The 16,201-nt window shown below is 41.0% G+C and carries 14 protein-coding genes and 2 pseudogenes; 4 read left to right on the forward strand and 12 right to left on the reverse strand.

What is annotated here, in order from left to right; all coding sequences use genetic code 11:
* The first annotated feature begins 80 nt into the window (after positions 1 to 80).
* A complete protein-coding gene (locus BIW15_RS08090; RefSeq protein ID WP_077280789.1) occupies positions 81 to 986 on the forward strand; it encodes a LysR family transcriptional regulator in 906 nt (301 codons plus the stop codon).
* Between the two features lie 304 nt (positions 987 to 1,290).
* Complete coding sequence (locus BIW15_RS08095) at positions 1,291 to 3,603, forward strand: AAA family ATPase (RefSeq protein WP_077280791.1); 2,313 nt, start codon at positions 1,291 to 1,293, stop codon at positions 3,601 to 3,603.
* A gap of 408 nt (positions 3,604 to 4,011) precedes the next feature.
* On the opposite strand, the gene BIW15_RS08100 is transcribed toward BIW15_RS08095, so the two are convergent.
* Both BIW15_RS08100 and BIW15_RS08105 read right to left on the reverse strand, forming a co-directional pair.
* Positions 4,012 to 4,308: a YkgJ family cysteine cluster protein gene (locus tag BIW15_RS08100; protein ID WP_077280792.1), complete on the reverse strand. Its 297-nt coding sequence runs from the start codon at positions 4,306 to 4,308 to the stop codon at positions 4,012 to 4,014.
* A gap of 72 nt (positions 4,309 to 4,380) precedes the next feature.
* Positions 4,381 to 4,949 (reverse strand): annotated as a pseudogene (locus tag BIW15_RS08105) (GNAT family N-acetyltransferase).
* A gap of 115 nt (positions 4,950 to 5,064) precedes the next feature.
* Here BIW15_RS08105 and BIW15_RS08110 point away from each other — a divergent pair.
* Positions 5,065 to 6,564 (forward strand): hypothetical protein, encoded by a 1,500-nt coding sequence (locus BIW15_RS08110; protein ID WP_077280794.1) that lies wholly within the window; start codon positions 5,065 to 5,067, stop codon positions 6,562 to 6,564.
* Positions 6,565 to 6,737: 173 nt separating this feature from the next.
* On the opposite strand, the gene BIW15_RS08120 is transcribed toward BIW15_RS08110, so the two are convergent.
* From BIW15_RS08120 to BIW15_RS08160, 8 genes and pseudogenes are all read right to left on the reverse strand, one after another.
* The gene (locus BIW15_RS08120; protein ID WP_077280797.1) at positions 6,738 to 7,160 is read right to left on the reverse strand and encodes an N-acetyltransferase; all 423 of its coding nucleotides are present in this window, start codon (positions 7,158 to 7,160) and stop codon (positions 6,738 to 6,740) included.
* A gap of 1,819 nt (positions 7,161 to 8,979) precedes the next feature.
* The gene (locus BIW15_RS08130; RefSeq protein ID WP_021486460.1) at positions 8,980 to 9,276 is read right to left on the reverse strand and encodes an antibiotic biosynthesis monooxygenase; all 297 of its coding nucleotides are present in this window, start codon (positions 9,274 to 9,276) and stop codon (positions 8,980 to 8,982) included.
* A gap of 40 nt (positions 9,277 to 9,316) precedes the next feature.
* The gene (locus BIW15_RS08135; RefSeq protein ID WP_025526901.1) at positions 9,317 to 9,787 is read right to left on the reverse strand and encodes a GNAT family N-acetyltransferase; all 471 of its coding nucleotides are present in this window, start codon (positions 9,785 to 9,787) and stop codon (positions 9,317 to 9,319) included.
* A 25-nt stretch (positions 9,788 to 9,812) separates the two neighbouring features.
* A pseudogene (locus BIW15_RS25290) lies at positions 9,813 to 9,981 on the reverse strand (maltose O-acetyltransferase); the annotation flags it as partial.
* Entirely contained in the window at positions 9,977 to 10,603 is a 627-nt protein-coding gene (locus BIW15_RS08145; RefSeq protein ID WP_025506426.1) for a LysE family translocator, read from the reverse strand. The gene BIW15_RS08145 and the pseudogene BIW15_RS25290, both read right to left, overlap by 5 nt.
* 27 nt (positions 10,604 to 10,630) lie before the next feature.
* Positions 10,631 to 11,176 carry a GNAT family N-acetyltransferase gene (locus BIW15_RS08150; RefSeq protein ID WP_077280800.1) on the reverse strand — a complete coding sequence of 182 codons (546 nt, stop codon included), beginning with the start codon at positions 11,174 to 11,176 and terminating at the stop codon, positions 10,631 to 10,633.
* Positions 11,177 to 11,338: 162 nt separating this feature from the next.
* Positions 11,339 to 11,701 (reverse strand): VOC family protein, encoded by a 363-nt coding sequence (locus BIW15_RS08155; protein ID WP_077280801.1) that lies wholly within the window; start codon positions 11,699 to 11,701, stop codon positions 11,339 to 11,341.
* Between the two features lie 115 nt (positions 11,702 to 11,816).
* Complete coding sequence (locus BIW15_RS08160) at positions 11,817 to 12,263, reverse strand: DUF3291 domain-containing protein (RefSeq protein ID WP_077280802.1); 447 nt, start codon at positions 12,261 to 12,263, stop codon at positions 11,817 to 11,819.
* A gap of 341 nt (positions 12,264 to 12,604) precedes the next feature.
* Between BIW15_RS08160 and BIW15_RS08165 the strand changes: the two genes are divergently transcribed.
* Entirely contained in the window at positions 12,605 to 13,066 is a 462-nt protein-coding gene (locus BIW15_RS08165; protein WP_005500350.1) for a hypothetical protein, read from the forward strand.
* A 91-nt stretch (positions 13,067 to 13,157) separates the two neighbouring features.
* Here the strand turns inward: BIW15_RS08165 and BIW15_RS08170 are convergent, their stop codons facing one another.
* Together BIW15_RS08170 and BIW15_RS08175 are read right to left on the reverse strand one after the other, a co-directional pair.
* Entirely contained in the window at positions 13,158 to 14,633 is a 1,476-nt protein-coding gene (locus BIW15_RS08170) for a Na+/H+ antiporter NhaC family protein (protein WP_179115247.1), read from the reverse strand.
* A gap of 18 nt (positions 14,634 to 14,651) precedes the next feature.
* Entirely contained in the window at positions 14,652 to 15,995 is a 1,344-nt protein-coding gene (locus tag BIW15_RS08175) for a glutamine synthetase family protein (protein ID WP_005500353.1), read from the reverse strand.
* Between the last annotated feature and the right edge of the window lie 206 nt (positions 15,996 to 16,201).

Below are 16,201 nucleotides of genomic sequence, written 5' to 3' on the forward strand. Positions count from 1 at the left end.
TACGAAGAGTACGCCATGCACTTGATAAAAAATATTGATATATTCTTATGTATTGATGCCGAATAGTTAACAAAGTGGTCATGATGGAGCTTAGACAAATTAAGTATTTTCTCGCTGTTGCTAACTCTGGGGGGGTGAGAAAAGCATCGCAATTGTTAAGTGTCACCCAGCCAGCAATCTCACGCCAAATCAGTGATCTAGAAGAGGAACTCGGGGTTCTATTGTTTGACAGGGTATCAAGAAGACTCTCACTTACGTTGGCAGGCGAATACTATAGAGAGCAAATGATTGAAATTGTTGACAGTATCGAAAATGCAACCCAAACAGTCAAAAGAGTAGCTTCTGGTTCAATAGGGAATCTAAAGTTAGGCTCAGTGGAGTCTGTGTTGTGGGAAGGCATGGTTCCAAACTATCTAAGCAAGTTCAGAGAAGAAAACCCAGATATTGCGATGGAAATGGTGACAGACAACACTGTAAAACTACTAAAGCATATTGAGAAAGGGGCTTTGGACTGTGCGTTCGTGTACTTATTTCAAGATTTGGATGACTCATACGACTTTATTGAACTACGCAAAGATAAAATGACGCTCGCTTACCCTGCGTCATGGAGTGAACGTATTGGTGAGAGCGTTACAGTAGAACAGCTCAATTCATTGCCTTTCATTCGTTTTCCCAGAGTCTCGTATCCAGCCTTTTATGACTGGCAGGAACAGAAGTTCAAGTCTATTGGCCTATTTCCAAGTGTGTTGCACTGGGCGCATCATGAAAGCTCTATGCTCGCATTGGTTGCCGCAGGGCAAGGTGTCGCTATTGTAAATAGCAGACATGTTGCAAGGGCTTCTCCACTTATTCGGTTTATACCATTAAGCGAGGTAGAACTACATTTACCTCTTTGCTTTGTTTGGAAAAACGAAAAAATAAAACCCGTTGTAAAAAGGTTATCTAATCAATTGGTAGATAGTTTAAGCCTTCTAGACATTACGTAACCTAATCCAAGAGAGAAATTGGTCTTTAATCAAGCCTACTAGCACTAACAAGGAATGGGGCATAAGTGTGCCAGCAGTGATAGTTCTGGCACGTCTCTGGACAGAAATGCGTTAGCGCTTTTACTAGATTAGTAAAATTTAAATTAACTCAGGTATGGAAAGTTCCGATAGATAAAAGGCAATTATCTGATAATTCTCTGCTCTTTGAGCTAGACACAGTTCTGGACAACATAACCATGTTAGTATGCCTTTAATCCCATATTAACCTTGCACAAATAAGCGCAACTAACTGAAAAAATTAGAAATGCTAGAAAGAATAATAAAAATTGAAAACATCAAGCAATGGCAACACAAGCGAGCATTAACTCAAGGGTTTGATAAGCTAAACCTGATCTACGGCCGAAATGGCTCTGGTAAGTCTACGCTAAGTAAGATCTTCAATTTTATAAATGAAAGCGACAAAGCAGCGATAGAAGCGTTAAAGCCGCTAGAGTCTGATGGTGTACCAGCTCTCAATCTTCGAGTTGGCGGTAAAAACGTAACGCTAAATTCGCTTCAAACACCGTTTAGTTTCCAAGTATTCAATCAAGAGTTCATTGATACTAACCTTTATATTCCTAATGCTAAAGATCGTAGTCAACTCACTAACTATTATGAGTTTTCATTAGGTAAAGTATCAGTATTAAAGGAACAAGAGATTGATACACTTAAAGCAGAAATTGACGCTATCAACGTTCAGCTAAGCCCAATTGATACACGACTCACTACGAAATTTCCAGGAAAAACAGTTGCTAAAATCCGTGGTATAAAAGCTACTCCTAACGCTGATGCTGAGATTGCAAGTCTTGAAGCTCAAATCCAAGATTTGAAGAGTGTAGAACACTACAAAAACCGTAAAAAGCTTTCTCCCTTGGCTCTGACTAAGCCAGATTTAGATACAAGCGTCTTCACACTCAGCATCGAGAGTCTGTCAAAAGAAGCACAAGAAAAAGTTGAGCTGCACATAGCTAAGAATCTTAAAGAGCGGGATGTCATGTGGCTTGAAACTGGCACTCAACTGGTAAACGAATTAGATAATTGCCCTTTTTGCGCTCAACCTCTTGCAAACTCCAGTATCTTTAGGCTGTATCAGGATTTCATTAATGATTCATACACCAAAGCTAGTGATAAGTTCGAGCTTGATAGTGACCAGTTCGAATTAGATGTAAGAGACATTGGTTGTAAAATTGAAGACTTAGAAGCTTTAGTGAAATCCAATAGTGAGATTATCAAAACTTGGTCAGATCGCATCCAAGGCTTCAATCCTCAATATGATTTTAAAGACCTTGATTCTTTATCAACATCAATCGTATTTGAGTGTGTCAACCTGATCAAAGAGAAGAAAAAAGACTTATTGTTAGAAACTAATTTCACTAAGTTCAATCAACTATTTGACAGTATTTTCAATGGGTTTGACTTCTCGGCATACAACCGTGAAGTGCAAGAATTTAACGAGCAAGTTACTAAGTTTTTGAATCAACTAGCAACTGGTTCAACTCAAGCTCTCCAAGCCAAGATCGACGACATTGAAGAAACCAAGAAGCGTTTCGAAGCAGAAGTAGCTGACGATTTGGTTTATCACAAGTCTCTGTCTGATGATAAAAGAGACAAGACTAATAAAATCAAGGAGTTAAAAAATGAAATTGATAAAGATCAGGAAGATAGCATTAAAGAGCATAAAGATTCTATTAACCAGCTATTGAAAAACTTTCACTCAATGATACGAATCAAAGAGCTTGATAAGGACAATAAAGGTAAAGGTGGTTCAACTCGTCTTAAGTATGTAATAACCTTTATCGACAAAGAACTTTCAGTTGAAAATGTGGACGATAACAAACACATTTTTGAGCACGTTCTGAGTCTAGGTGATAGATCTGCTCTCGCTCTAGCATTCTTCTTATCTAAGTTTGCCAAGGCTAATAGTGACAACTCCATCATTGTTTTAGATGACCCTATGTCATCCTTAGATAACTACCGCAAAGACGCAACCATCGTTGAGATCGAAAAGCTGATTAACAACGGCTATCAAACCATCGTATTTAGTCACGATCCATTCTTTTTATCTGAGATTCAGAAATACTCGATATTATCCCAACATACCAAGTGCTTTGAGATTGATGTGTCATATAAAAAATCAGATCCTCTTAAGGCTGACAGTTCTCAATACATATCTAGTCAAATGGTAGAAAGAAGCGACTATGACGCTCACGTTCTTCACTCCTACCACAAAGAATATAATAAGCTCTATGATTTTGTTGCTGACGCCAAAGATGAATCAAAAGTTGAAGTAGCTCGTTCTATTCGCCCTATTTTAGAAGCACACCTACGCTTCTTATACCCTCGAGAGTTTAACGAAGGCGTTTGGTTAGGTAATATGATTACGAAAATTCGAGATGAGACAGATCCTAGTAGTCACTTCTTCGACACACACAATCAGATAAGCCAAATCACTAAAATTAATGAATTTTCTAAGGCGTTTCATCATGCAGATGGTTTTGATACTAAGATTCAAAGCTTAGATCTACAAACAGTTCAATCATACGCTCAAGAAACGCTACAATTCGTTACTGGTATTTAAAAAGACACCTCAAGAAGCTCTGCCTTATAGGTAGAGCTTTTCTGTATTAGGTTTTCACGTAGTACAGTACAGCGGCCGTAACAAGGTTTGGGGCAAAAGTGAGCTAGAGTAATAGGTCAGATCACGTCCTGACTAATCCACATAAAAACAACCATCGATACAAAAGGTATTTTTTATATCGACAACAGTGACCTCTTGTTTGTCATTTTCAGCGGACATATCACTTACCCTGTCGTTGATGATAAGTAGTTGGTTTAGTCTAGTAGGTTGCATGCCTCTTTGAGAGGAAGATTGTTTTTGAAGGCTCATACTCTAAGCAAGGCACACACTGATTCGAAGGAAAACAATATACACAACGCACGATAGGATAACACGCGTTGCGAATCACTCGCTGTTTGAATAGCGGTTTTACAACAACTCTACTCGTTCATCTAAACATTCATTAGAGCCCATTTCGAATTCGCGGCAAATCCAAGGTCCATTTTCATAAATAGTACACATTAACGTGTCTCTGTCTAAAGCTGAGCACCAACCATCATTTAGCCGCATCATGGTTTCGCTTCCGTGCTGGTCACGTGCAATAAATTCTTCAGGTACGCCAGTATCTGAAATAATCATAACCTCGAGACGGCAACAACAAGCCTTACAGTTGGAGCAAGATACATTTGAGGGAAGGGGAGAGGAAATTCTAGTTGGTATAATCATGAATAACTCAATTGGGTCAATTGTGCATGATACCGTAAATTCAGCGCGAACTATGTTTATTTCTGAAATGACTCATTTATGAACAGAAATCCATTCTTTAAGTTTTGCTGTGTCTTGCCATTCAGTTCGAAGGACTGCCAAATTACTGTATCCCACCACTGGCCTTTGAAAAAGCGATGCTCTCTAAAATGAGCTTCTTGACGCATACCTAAAGACTTACAGAGTTTAATTGCTGGTAGATTCCTACTAATGGTCTTCGCATAGATACGGTGAATTCCCAATTCCGAAAAACCAAAATCTGCGAGAGCTAAGGCGGCTTCATAGCTCAACTTATCACCCTGAGATGCTCTAGAGAACGCACACCCAATTGAAGCTTGCTGATTGCCCTCTAAACGTAAACAAATAGTCCCAACGAACTTTCCTGACACCTTACACTCAACAGCTAATTGATATGATTTTCTTGGATTTTCAGAGGCCTGAACAATGAATAAGTCTGTTAGTTCTCTGTATTTACTAGGGTCACAATCACTCTAATCATAAAAACGTTGATATTTAGCATCCTGAGACATAGCAACAAAAGCGCTTTTATCTTTTAGGCTCATGTCCCTAACAATCAATCGCTTAGTCTCAATCTTAAACATAATCAGTTCCTTTTTCTTTGCGAATCACTCTTGAATGCCTGTTAGTTTTGTGCAATGGATTGCACAAAAAAAGGGGTGTGCTATTCTGTTCTGCGTGTCTATTCGAGGGTTTACAATGTTAGTTTATGTTAACGATTTTGAGCTAAGTGGCAACAATGCTACAGAACGTGCACTTCAATCGGTATGTGGCTGGATTAAATTCAAAACAAAGGAAGAGTTTGATGTTGAAACGCTAAAAAGCGGTTGCAACTACAAATTTGATAATATAACCGTGCGTACATTCTGTGCAGTCGCACTAGAACCTAAAATGTACTCTGTACTTCTTACTCACCCAGATCATGAAATTAAAGGTCGTCACTGGGAAACTGAAATCGGAATTAAAGAAGAGGACGGAATGACCAAGTTCTCGATTCAGTTGAAAGTAAACGATATTAGTACTCAGGTGCGAGGAACAGTCGTTACTACGCGACCTTTAATTGTTAAATACCTTTCTGATAGTCGACTGCTTAAACGTGATACCGTCGGACTAAAAGTAAACTTCTTAAATACTGAAGACGATATTCGCGCGCTAAAATGGGAAATTTTTCGGCCTGAGAGAGACTACCCACTAGTGCTTGTTAGTAAGAACAAATACATCCATAACATCGGACTACAGCAACAATTACTTGGTCTTGCGCAAGTGGTGGTTTTTCCAGAAGATACAGATGATGGCTTTATGGAAAGCGTATTGACTAAACGCTATTCAGCTTGGGATGGAGCCGTTAATATTGTTCAACCACTTTTTGGTGGAGATGTTCCGCGCAATTCATTAGTTCTTAGCGATCAAATCGAATCGTGGAAGCAAGAAAATATACACGTGTTACATGAGTTGCTGTCTCTCGTAACACACACAACAAACGGGAGATATCGTAAAGAGCACTTTTCACCGACAGATGTTCGAGCTAAGCGGCAAAAAGATCAGCGAATTGCTTTAACTAGAAAAGTTTCTTCATTAACAGAAGACTCAGATTACAAGCAGTTGCTAGAAGAAGCGATGGAAGAGCTTGATCGCCAACAAGAAACGTCTAATGCAGAGATTGAAAAGCTAACCACTAACCTTACAGATACAGAAAGTATGTATTATGATTCCGAATCAGATAAGGAAGAGCTGGAAAACAATTTGTTGATCCTAAGAGCTAAAATTGAACACCTTGAAACGCGTTTTGAAGGACAACACTTTGGTGTGCCTGCATTGAATATGGGTAAAGAGCGTGAGCTTTATGAAGGTGAGATCCTAAACATTTTAGTCGATAGTCTCAAACTGGCCTATGAGTCAGCAAAACAATATTCACGCCGTAAGGATGTCCTTCTAGATATCATCCAGAACAATGAGACATCCGAATTGAAAACGAAGTTTTTTGAAGAACTTAAGAAAGAACTGAGGGATTATCGCTCTTTGACACCAAAGCTTCGAGAAATTTTTGCCATGGCGAATATAGAAGTTATAACTGAAGGTAGCCACAACAAAGCCAAGTTTATTGGTGATGAGCGATATGGTGTTACATTTGCTAAAACGGCTAGCGATTCGCATGCTGGCAAAAACAATGTAGCCATTATTCGAGACAACTTATTCTAAGCCTTCATTTAATTCCCGTATTCTATTAGAGCACGGGAAAACTTACGCCTTGTTAAGGTGTGAGGCACGCAATACCGAAGCTTCTGCATACCACCTTAACCACTAAAAACAATGCATAATGAAAATGCCACGCGTTGCGAATCCCTCTTGAACAGTTTGTTATATGCCCGAACTCATTGTGTATTCGGAATGTCCAGTGAATGTCCAGTGTGCTCATCCAATTGCTCACTCACGACTTTGAAGCCTTGAGACAAATAGAATTGATAACTAGCCTGATTTTCCTTGTATACAGAAAGACTCAATACCGCCCTCTGAGTTTTAGCATGACTCAATAGTTGCTTACCAATGCCTTTACCTTGAAGTTCAGGAGAGACAAATATAGCAGCTAGGCTATTTTCATACAGTGCGTAAAAGCCGACTACTTTCGACTCAGCTTCGTAAACGTAAGTTTCTGAAGCTGGAATGTAGATGCTACGCATGTTTTCTACTTGAGATTCCCAGAACTCAGCCGAAATGAAATCGTGAGCTTTAACTGACGCTTTAAGCCAAATTTCAAGAACTGAATCCATGTCATTTTCGTTGTACTTTCTTATCATTTTAAAGCTCTAAATAGCCGAATTTATCGGGGCAATATAACGCCTTGCTAAGGTGTGAGTAACGCAATACAAAAGCTACCGCACAGCGCCTTAATCACCATAAGCCACCGCAAAGTAAAAATGCCACGCGTTACGAATCACTCTTAAGCAATTTGTTAGTACATGCGCTACTTCTATTTATGTGCTCCAAGATATTGAAAATTCAGATGATATGAAAGGCTTTGAACACTGAAGTGAGACGGGCAGCTACAAAACTTTACCGCCACTGAGAGACAAAAGTGAGCTAGAAGAAAAACACACTGAGCTGCCCTACTTTCACCGGCTTCAAATTTGAAAAGGATTCAATCCTCGCACTCCGACGGCAGCGCCAATAGCAACAAAGATTCACTCAGAAGCCGCCACAAAAATGAAGAAGCGCCAAAGAAATAGGCTAAGAGTTAGAAACCGTAAACGGTGAAATCAAAGCGAACACTCAGCATATAGTGCCACCGGAAAGAACGTGAAAGGTACAAACTGAAAGGTGTAAAGACGAGCGCCGAAACAGATAAACACCAAAACTTATGACCTTTGATGTCAAACCCGTACTAACGCTTGTTAAACAGCTACAAGCCGTCTTTGATTTTTAATCATGCAGTTTTTTACATGTACCTTCAAAGATAAATTAGAAAGTTAGTGATTGTGGTGGTTAATTAGATTGCAAAAAGCAGCTTGATACATTGCTTAAACTTTGTGCCATCTCGTTGGCAAGGTTAGGGCTCGTTAGGGTGGTAAAATACAGTAGTTTCATTTCAGTAAGTGGTTGATTTTTAAGTGTGCACATTTTGCAAACTAGCGCTTTTTTGAGTGATAAAATACGTGGAGAATTATGCGTAACCTTATGAAAATAAAATGAAAAAGTATAATTTCTATCCTATCTTGACATGGTAGGGGTCGGCGATTCGAGTTCGCCCGGACCCACCAAATTTTAGAAGAAGCCCACCTTTCTGGTGGGCTTTTTTGTGTCTGTAATTCATTGATATTCAAGTAAAATTCCTTCTTTGTCCTTTTTTCTCCCCTTGTTATTACTCTGCGTTAGTACTGAGTAAAGTTCGAGGGGGTGGTAAAAGGGTGGCAAAATACAGTAGTTTGTACAGCGCTTGAGATGGGCTATATTGCGACGCTTATGGCTGGTACTTCATGCCATTCTACGTCGTGACTATCAGTGTAAATCTGAGTGGTTTTATCACTGGCATGTGCCATGCGTTGGCGAGGATTTACACCCATTTCATCAATGAGATTTGTTGACTGATGTGAATGAGCTAACGTCAGTAACCGATGTCTAGAATCAAAAATAATGTAAGCAAAAAAGGAGACCAGTACCACATACTCGCATGCCATTGACGGACAATGAACACTTGATAGAGCAAAGCTGCAAACAAAACCAATTCAAAAAATAATTGAAAAGGAAATATCAGCAGCGCATAAACTATTCCATACCCAGGAGCTTGACCTGCTGTGCTCGCATTATTCATTACACCTTCGATAAAATTCTCAAAATACAAGTAAATAAAATGGTTCAGCGTCAATGCGACTAAAACAACCCTCACGATACTTATGCTCCAAATATTCCGTTTGAAGCAGTATTTGGATTAGGTCTGCTACTGTCGAGCATCAAATATTAATAAAATCGACGCTAATCTCAGTTTGGTTTATTTAACGCCGTATTAGGTTGTGAGTAACGCTACCGACAAATTGTGCCATAAATACGAAGCTCAACTTTGGAACTAAAATGCAAAGTGTTAGGAATCCATCTTGAATGTTGTGTTATGCGCCGCAATCGTTATTTAGTTCTGTCTTCTATTTCGTCGAATGCTTCAACCGAAACACGTTTTGCAATTTTACGCATCTGTTGCATCTTTTCTGGGTTACGATTTCCCCAAAATAACTCCCAGTCTTCACGTGTGTTCCACTTAGCAATGGTCAGAACTTTTTCAGGTGTATCATAGGAGCGCAACATAAAGCTACCGAGCGCACCTTCAACTGAATGATGAATTGATTCTGTCGCCGAGCGCCAGACATTTTGAAACTCATCCATTTTCTCAACCGGCACATGCCATTCATAGACAACTCTAAACATAAAACTCCCTTTATTTTTGGTCTGAAAATGTATCTAATTTTCAGGTTAGTGCTTTTTGACCAATTTGAATTTTTGGCTCTATACCGGCTTTACGGTACAAACCCAAAGCGGATTTATTAAAGGAATATACCTCTAACCACAACTCTTCTCCGCCGTCATAAATGGCATTTGCCTCGAACGCCTTTATTAGCGCTAATCCAACCCCTTGATTTCTATAGCATGAGTCCACTACAATCTGTTCAACGCTTGCGATTTTTCGCTGTTTTAACGTCCAAGACTTACGCACCCATAGCTCACCAAAAACAAAACCAATTACCTTCCCTTCGCTTTCAGCAACGAGAAAAATTGAGCTATCACTTTCGATAATTTTGTGTAAATCGATTTTATGTTCAATTTCTTCCGGTGTTAGGAAGTCATCTGGAAGATTAGCTTGATGGTATTCATTAAGTTGAAACTGCAGCCTCTTCAGAGTCGTTATATCTTCTATACAAGCTTGACGAATATTTAGCATATAAATCCTTTTAACTTACCGTTGCTGCCTGGCCGCCTATCCAACAGTTGTCAGCAATGGTTATTGGCTTCGCAAATTCTAAACCGCAATTCCTTTCCTGCAGGTTTAGCAGATGTGCTGCGGTATAAATTCCAACTTGAGCAGTTATGACCAAATTTGATTTTCGCATCCAAAATCACACAGCCGAAGTTAGCGATCACTGATAGCGACTTTACCTGCTAGCCCAATAAGCAAAACGCCCGATACACCTTCTAGCGCACGCGAATAGCGTTGAGAATTTGAACGACTAAATACCCAACTCCCGACTGAAGCATACAAGACGTTACACATTGTCGCTAATGCACTGAATAGCAAGCCAAGGACTAATAGTTGTGTTGATGCGGAGCCTGTCGAAGTGTCGATAAATTGAGGTAGGAAAGAAAGGAAGAATAGCGCTACTTTCGGATTCAAAACACTAACAATGACACCTTGTGCAAATACGTTTTTGTTGCTTCCAATGCTTTCGTTGACCACGAGTTTGCTCTCACCACGCCACATGGAAAGTAGCGCTTGGACACCTAAATAGACCAAGTAGGCTGCTCCTAGCCATTTTACTGCTGTAAAAGCTACCGCAGAGCTGAGAATTATTGCGGATAAACCCAAACACGCTGCTAATGTATGAATAAAGTAACCAATGCCGAGCCCAATCGCTGCCTTCATTCCACTGGCCAGTTTACCTTTCATTGTGTTTGAAACAATGTAGATTACATCTGGTCCGGGTATCATATTGATGGCTAGGCAAGCGATGACAAACAACACTAGTGAATTTAAATCCATTTGTTTTCCTCCATATTGAATACACTATTATGAGATTTTCAAAGGCTTAGCTAGTAAGCCATAGATTGCGGAATCCGACACAACGCCATTAACTTCCCATTGTTGTCTCAGAAAACCTTCTTTTACAAACCCTAATCTCTCCAAAGCCTTGCCTGAAGCGATGTTGTCTGGATCTATTTCAGCTTCGATACGGCGCAATTTTAGAGTATGAAATGCGTGCTCAATTAGTGCTGAACCAGCCTCAAGAACAATACCTTTTCCCCAGAAATCGCAGCTGACGCCAAAACCGATTTCCGCACGTCTAGACTCTTTGGCAAAGCTAAATAGCATTATCTTACCTAGAAGTTGCCCTGTGCTTTTTAAGTAGATACCTAGAATCACTTCTGTATTGCTATCCATAGATCGAGCACTATCAGTTATAAATGTTTTTGCCTCATCAACAGACACCCAAGGTTCAGTATTCCAATATTTCATGACTTCATTGTCTGAGAATATACTAAACAAGTCTCCCGCATCTTCTGCGACTAAAGCTCGTAATATTAATCGTTCTGTTTCAATTTTTGTGGTTAACATCGAAAGGTCTACTTCTTCATTTACTATTGACGAATAACGCCTTGCTGAGGGGAGAGGGGGTAAGCAATACTATTGCTATTACATGCCTCTTCAATCACCAGAGCCATTTGTTAAAAATCCCAAGCCTGGGAAGTTACTCTTAAACGCTTTGTTGTATGCGTACTAAAGGTACACCACGGATTCCACATTATTACCCTCGGGATCAATCAAAAACGCTGCGTAGTAATTTGGAGCGTAGTGACTTCGTAAACCAGGTTTCCCGTTACATTTGCCTCCAGCAGACAAACCCGCTTCGTGAAATGCTGTAACTTGTCGTTTGTCTAATGCAGAAAAAGCGATGTGGCATGTTGAATTGCTGACACCTTTTTCAATGAGAAATCTTACATTTGGCTCGCGCGAAAGCCCGAAACCAGCAGCATTTTCATCTGACCATTTGAGTTCAATGCCCAATGGCTCAAGCACATTCATGTAAAACGCACGACATTCTTCGAATGCCGCTACCTTAATTTCAAAATGATCTATCACTCTTTGTCCTTTAGAGTCAGTTACAATTTCCCTTGAAGTGCACAACTCCAATGATGGGGTGAGGCATGTCATATCGGTGCTTTTATACAATTTAGCTATTTAACCAGCGCATAGCTCACGTAAGATCTGCTTCTGTAAAGTTAGTTTTAAATGTGAAAGCAAAGGGCGTATCTCCGTTATCGCGCAAATGTTGAAGGCGGAATAAAGCTTCTTGTGGTGTTGGTATATGGCCATCTTCAACCCACCATAGAACATAGCTATCTTCTGTTAATCGATGAAACCATTCGCTTTTTCGGCGTATGAAATCTCTATGGTCAGTACGGAACATAAAGTTTTTGAGTGCGTCAGTACTTTCCCAGACAGACATGTTTACAATCATGTTTGGGTCTTCAAACAATTTAATGCTGGTGGCATCACCGGAGTCGTCTTTTAAACGCCAAACAAAGCCTTCACTCTCTTCAGCAATACCATTAACTAAGTCTAAATTGTCTACAAATTCTTTAATTTCAGGCGCATCCAAAGGATATTTGGCAAGCGCAATATTTAACTGTGCTAATTTCATTTCAGACCCTCCTTGGTCGGTAATTTAGTGCTATAGCGGTAAGCGGTTTCTTATAATGCAATGTATTGCTTATCCCTTCAAAGATAAATTAGAAAGTTAGTGATTTTGACTGCCAATTACGTTGTAAAAATCGGTTTGGTACATTGGTCTTGTTGAATTCAAGACGGTACTGATAACGAGAGATTTCTTAGAGACAAACCATCCCATTTGTGCGAGAGTATTTTTAGTCGATTTGACTATCTATTTGATTTTTAATTTATATTTCGAGTTGCTATGAATTAATTGCGCAAGTATCACTCGGCGTGTTCAGTTCAAGACGAGCAATACTTAAAGGAGTCGCTATGTATTTTTGGGATGTACAAAGTCTGAAGAACGATATTCGAGCCAACAAACTGTCGGAAAAAGATAAGTTCTTGTATATGTTTTTAAGCATAGCGTTTGTGACTATTGGTATTGAGCTTATTTCCATCTCGCCACTCGAACCACAAAATGTATGGGATGCTGTCGAATCTGTGTCTTATATTCTGATTGTCTTGTTTGGTACGTACTGGGCGTATAAGGCCAATGGTTCCGAACATGGTACGGATTTCCTTGGGCGATACTTTAGTATCAGCTTTGTTGTGTCAGTGCGGTTTTGTACGTTATTGATTCCGATATCTGTATTTTTGCTTGCCTACTACATGACGGTGATGCCTGAGGATGGCATTGTGGTGAGCTCGTCCGTCGATGTTCTGCCATTCATCGTTTGGTATGCCTTACTTTATGCCAGTATCATCAAGCATATTAAAGCGGTGCAGGTTTAGTTGAGGTTCTGTCTATTTCCGCTTTGGATGTTTCGCCAAACTAAAAAGCCCTGCTCATTGGTGAGCAGGGCTTTTGCTTTTAGGGCTAATCTTAACCGATGATGAAGAAGAAAATCGCGGTTGCAACAATACCAATCAGCGCATAAGGGAACTGTGTCGTCGCGTGTTGCATGGACGTACAACCAGAGCCTTGTGCAGACAACACGGTAGAGTCACTAAAGAAACAAGAGTGGCTACCGGCCGCTGATGCCGAAAGTAGAGCCGCAACGGTTAAGTGTAGTGGCACGCCAAGCTGTTCACCCAAAGGCAGAACGATTGGCATCGCTACCGCGAATGTTCCCCAAGAAGATGCAGTAGCAAAGACCAACGCACCAGTAATCATAAAGATAATCGCAGGGAAGTAAGACGCCGATAAGTACGGGCTTACGGTCTCAATCACGTATTGAGTGACACCTAGCGAGTCATTGACGGATTTCAGCATGAAGCCGCCAATTACGGTTGCAAGCGGCAGTAGCATGACTTTAATGCCATCATAAACAGCTTCGAACATATCGTTCATCGAAATCAGTTTTTGTGCACCGTAGAAGCTAATGGTGAAGATCAGCGCGACGAAAACCCCCGCCAGTAGGTCGATACCAAAGTACCAGCTGGCAGCAACGAGGACGAGCATCGGTAAAAGGAAGTTGATCAGACCCATTGTCGGATTGGTGTGCGCGGAAACTTCAGAACCAAAGTCCACATCGGTTGCGCCGTCTGGACGAACTTGACCATTCTTCGCACGCTCTTCTGCTTTTTTCATTGCGCCGAGGTCAGGGATTTTTTCCATCGCAACGAGTAAAACAATGACCAAGGTTACCCAGCCGTAAGCCATGTAAGGAATTGCTTGCATGTACGTCTGAATACCTTGGCCTGCTTCAGCGACGCCGTTTGCTTCTAGCAGTGAGCTAAAGAAGATGGCCCAAGTTGAAATTGGCACCAGAATACAGATAGGTGCTGCGGTTGAATCCACTAGATAAGAGAGCTTTTCACGAGAGATCTTGTAGCCGTCAGTGACTTTTTTCATTGATGATGAAATCGCAATTGCGTTTAAGTAGTCATCAATAAAGATCAGGATACCCAGAGCAAATGTCATCAACATCGATTGCTTGCGGCTTTTGACCTTGGTGACAAGCATATCGGAGAAGCTCAAAATACTGCCGCCTTTCTCCAACACGGCAATTAGACCGCCCATCAAACCACATACGAGGATGATCCATGCGATGGTTTCATCCATCATCACACTCATCGAAATATCGACAATTTGCTCGACCGCTTCGGTTGGATTGAGCAAAAGTACCCCAGCAATTGCGCCACTAAAAAGGGCTTCCACAGTTCGGTGTGTCGTGAGGGCAAAGACCAAAACCAACGCGGTTGGCAGAAGACTCATCCATCCGTAGGCTTCGCCTTCCTCATGATTTAATCCGATAGTGGTAAAAAAGATAAACGTCGCAACTGAGATTAAAGAAACAATAATATGTTGAGTATTGATTTTAAGCGGCGCATCCAGCGCCTTGGTTTGCGTTGTCATAAAGTGCATTTCCTTTGTTTATGCCGAGTGCAACATCCAGTCGATTTCCAATGGAGTAATCGCTCGCTCAAATTCTGCGAGTTCACTCCGCTTGCAAGCTAGATACAAGTCAATAAAGTCTTGTGAGATGTATTGAGCCAACTCGCTGTGCTCCAGTCGCTCTAGCGCTTCTGACATACGCAGCGGCAGTTCAACAGCATCGTCACTTAAGGTTGGCGGACATTGGTCTTTGGTGTAGTTATCACTCGCTAATACTGCGGAAAGTACTACTGCAGCGAGAATGTAAGGGTTAACGTCAGCACCAGCGATACGATGCTCAATACGACGGTTTTTACTGTCGCTAATCGGCACACGCAGCGCCACGCCTCGGTGGTTTTCTCCCCAGTCAGCTTTTGTTGGCACATACGCACCCGGTAAAAAGCGGCGGAAGGAGTTAACGTTCGGACAAATCAAACCCATGGCATCGGAGGTTTGTGACAACATGGCTGCCATGGTTTGATAGAAGAAGGGGCTAGCTTGACCATCGGTTTGACTAAAGTGGTTGTTACCATCTTTATCAACCAAGCTGAGGTGAATGTGCATGCCATTACCCGCTTGTTCACCAAAAGGTTTCGCCATAAATGTCGCATCAAACCCGTGCTGGTGAGCCACTTGGCGAATCAAACGTTTTGCAATGATGATTTCATCACACGCTCGCAGTACGTCTTTGGAATGGTTGAAGTTGATTTCGAACTGTCCCGGTGCAGACTCAGAAAGAGCGCCGGACGTATTCAACCCTTGCTCTAATGCGATTCGATTAAGATCGGTCAAGAAATCCGCGTAGTCATCTAATCCATCAAGGTCGTAAACCTCGGTGTCTTTTTCTCGTGTTTTCTTCGTTGGATTAATTGCCGTTAATGGTTCGCCATTTTCCCCGCGAGTTTTGTCGATTAAATAGAACTCTAACTCTAGCGCGACACATGGGTACTGATCTTTGGCATGCAGCGTTTGCAACATAGACGCGAGAATGTTGCGGATGAACAGTGGGTTAGGGTGTTGCCCGGTTTCATCCATCATACTAAGCAGTAGTTGGCCAACTTGTTCCTTTGCCGTTGGCATCAAGGTACCGCTGATTGGGTAACAGAGGTGATCTGGCTCTCCGAGATCTTCGCCCAAGCCTGCAGTTTCAACGACGTTACCTTTAGTATCGAGGGTGATGGTCGAGAGGGGGAGTGCTACCCCTTTATCAAGCTTCTCTAGTGCGTCTATCGGGATGCGCTTTCCTCTTGGAGTGGCATTGATATCGGTAAAGATAAGGTCGATAAACTCTATATCGGGCCATTTTTGTTTAAAATTTTGTACTTCCTGTAGATACGATTCCATTTTCTTCTCCAAATAGCCTGACGAGTAGAAATTAGAAATAACCAAATTAACAAATAAATTACAGCGTTTTAATTAAATCGTTTGTTTTTCAGGTTATTTTTAATTTAAACATGCACTTATACTGTGCTTTTGGTGTTTAACGGCTGGTTTTTATGTCTTCCTGTTAACTATTTTGTAACAGTTGGTTTTGTTTTGTTCAATATAAT

The sequence above is a fragment of the Vibrio sp. SALL6 genome (assembly GCF_002002385.1).
GTDB classification, from domain to species: Bacteria; Pseudomonadota; Gammaproteobacteria; order Enterobacterales; family Vibrionaceae; genus Vibrio; species Vibrio parahaemolyticus.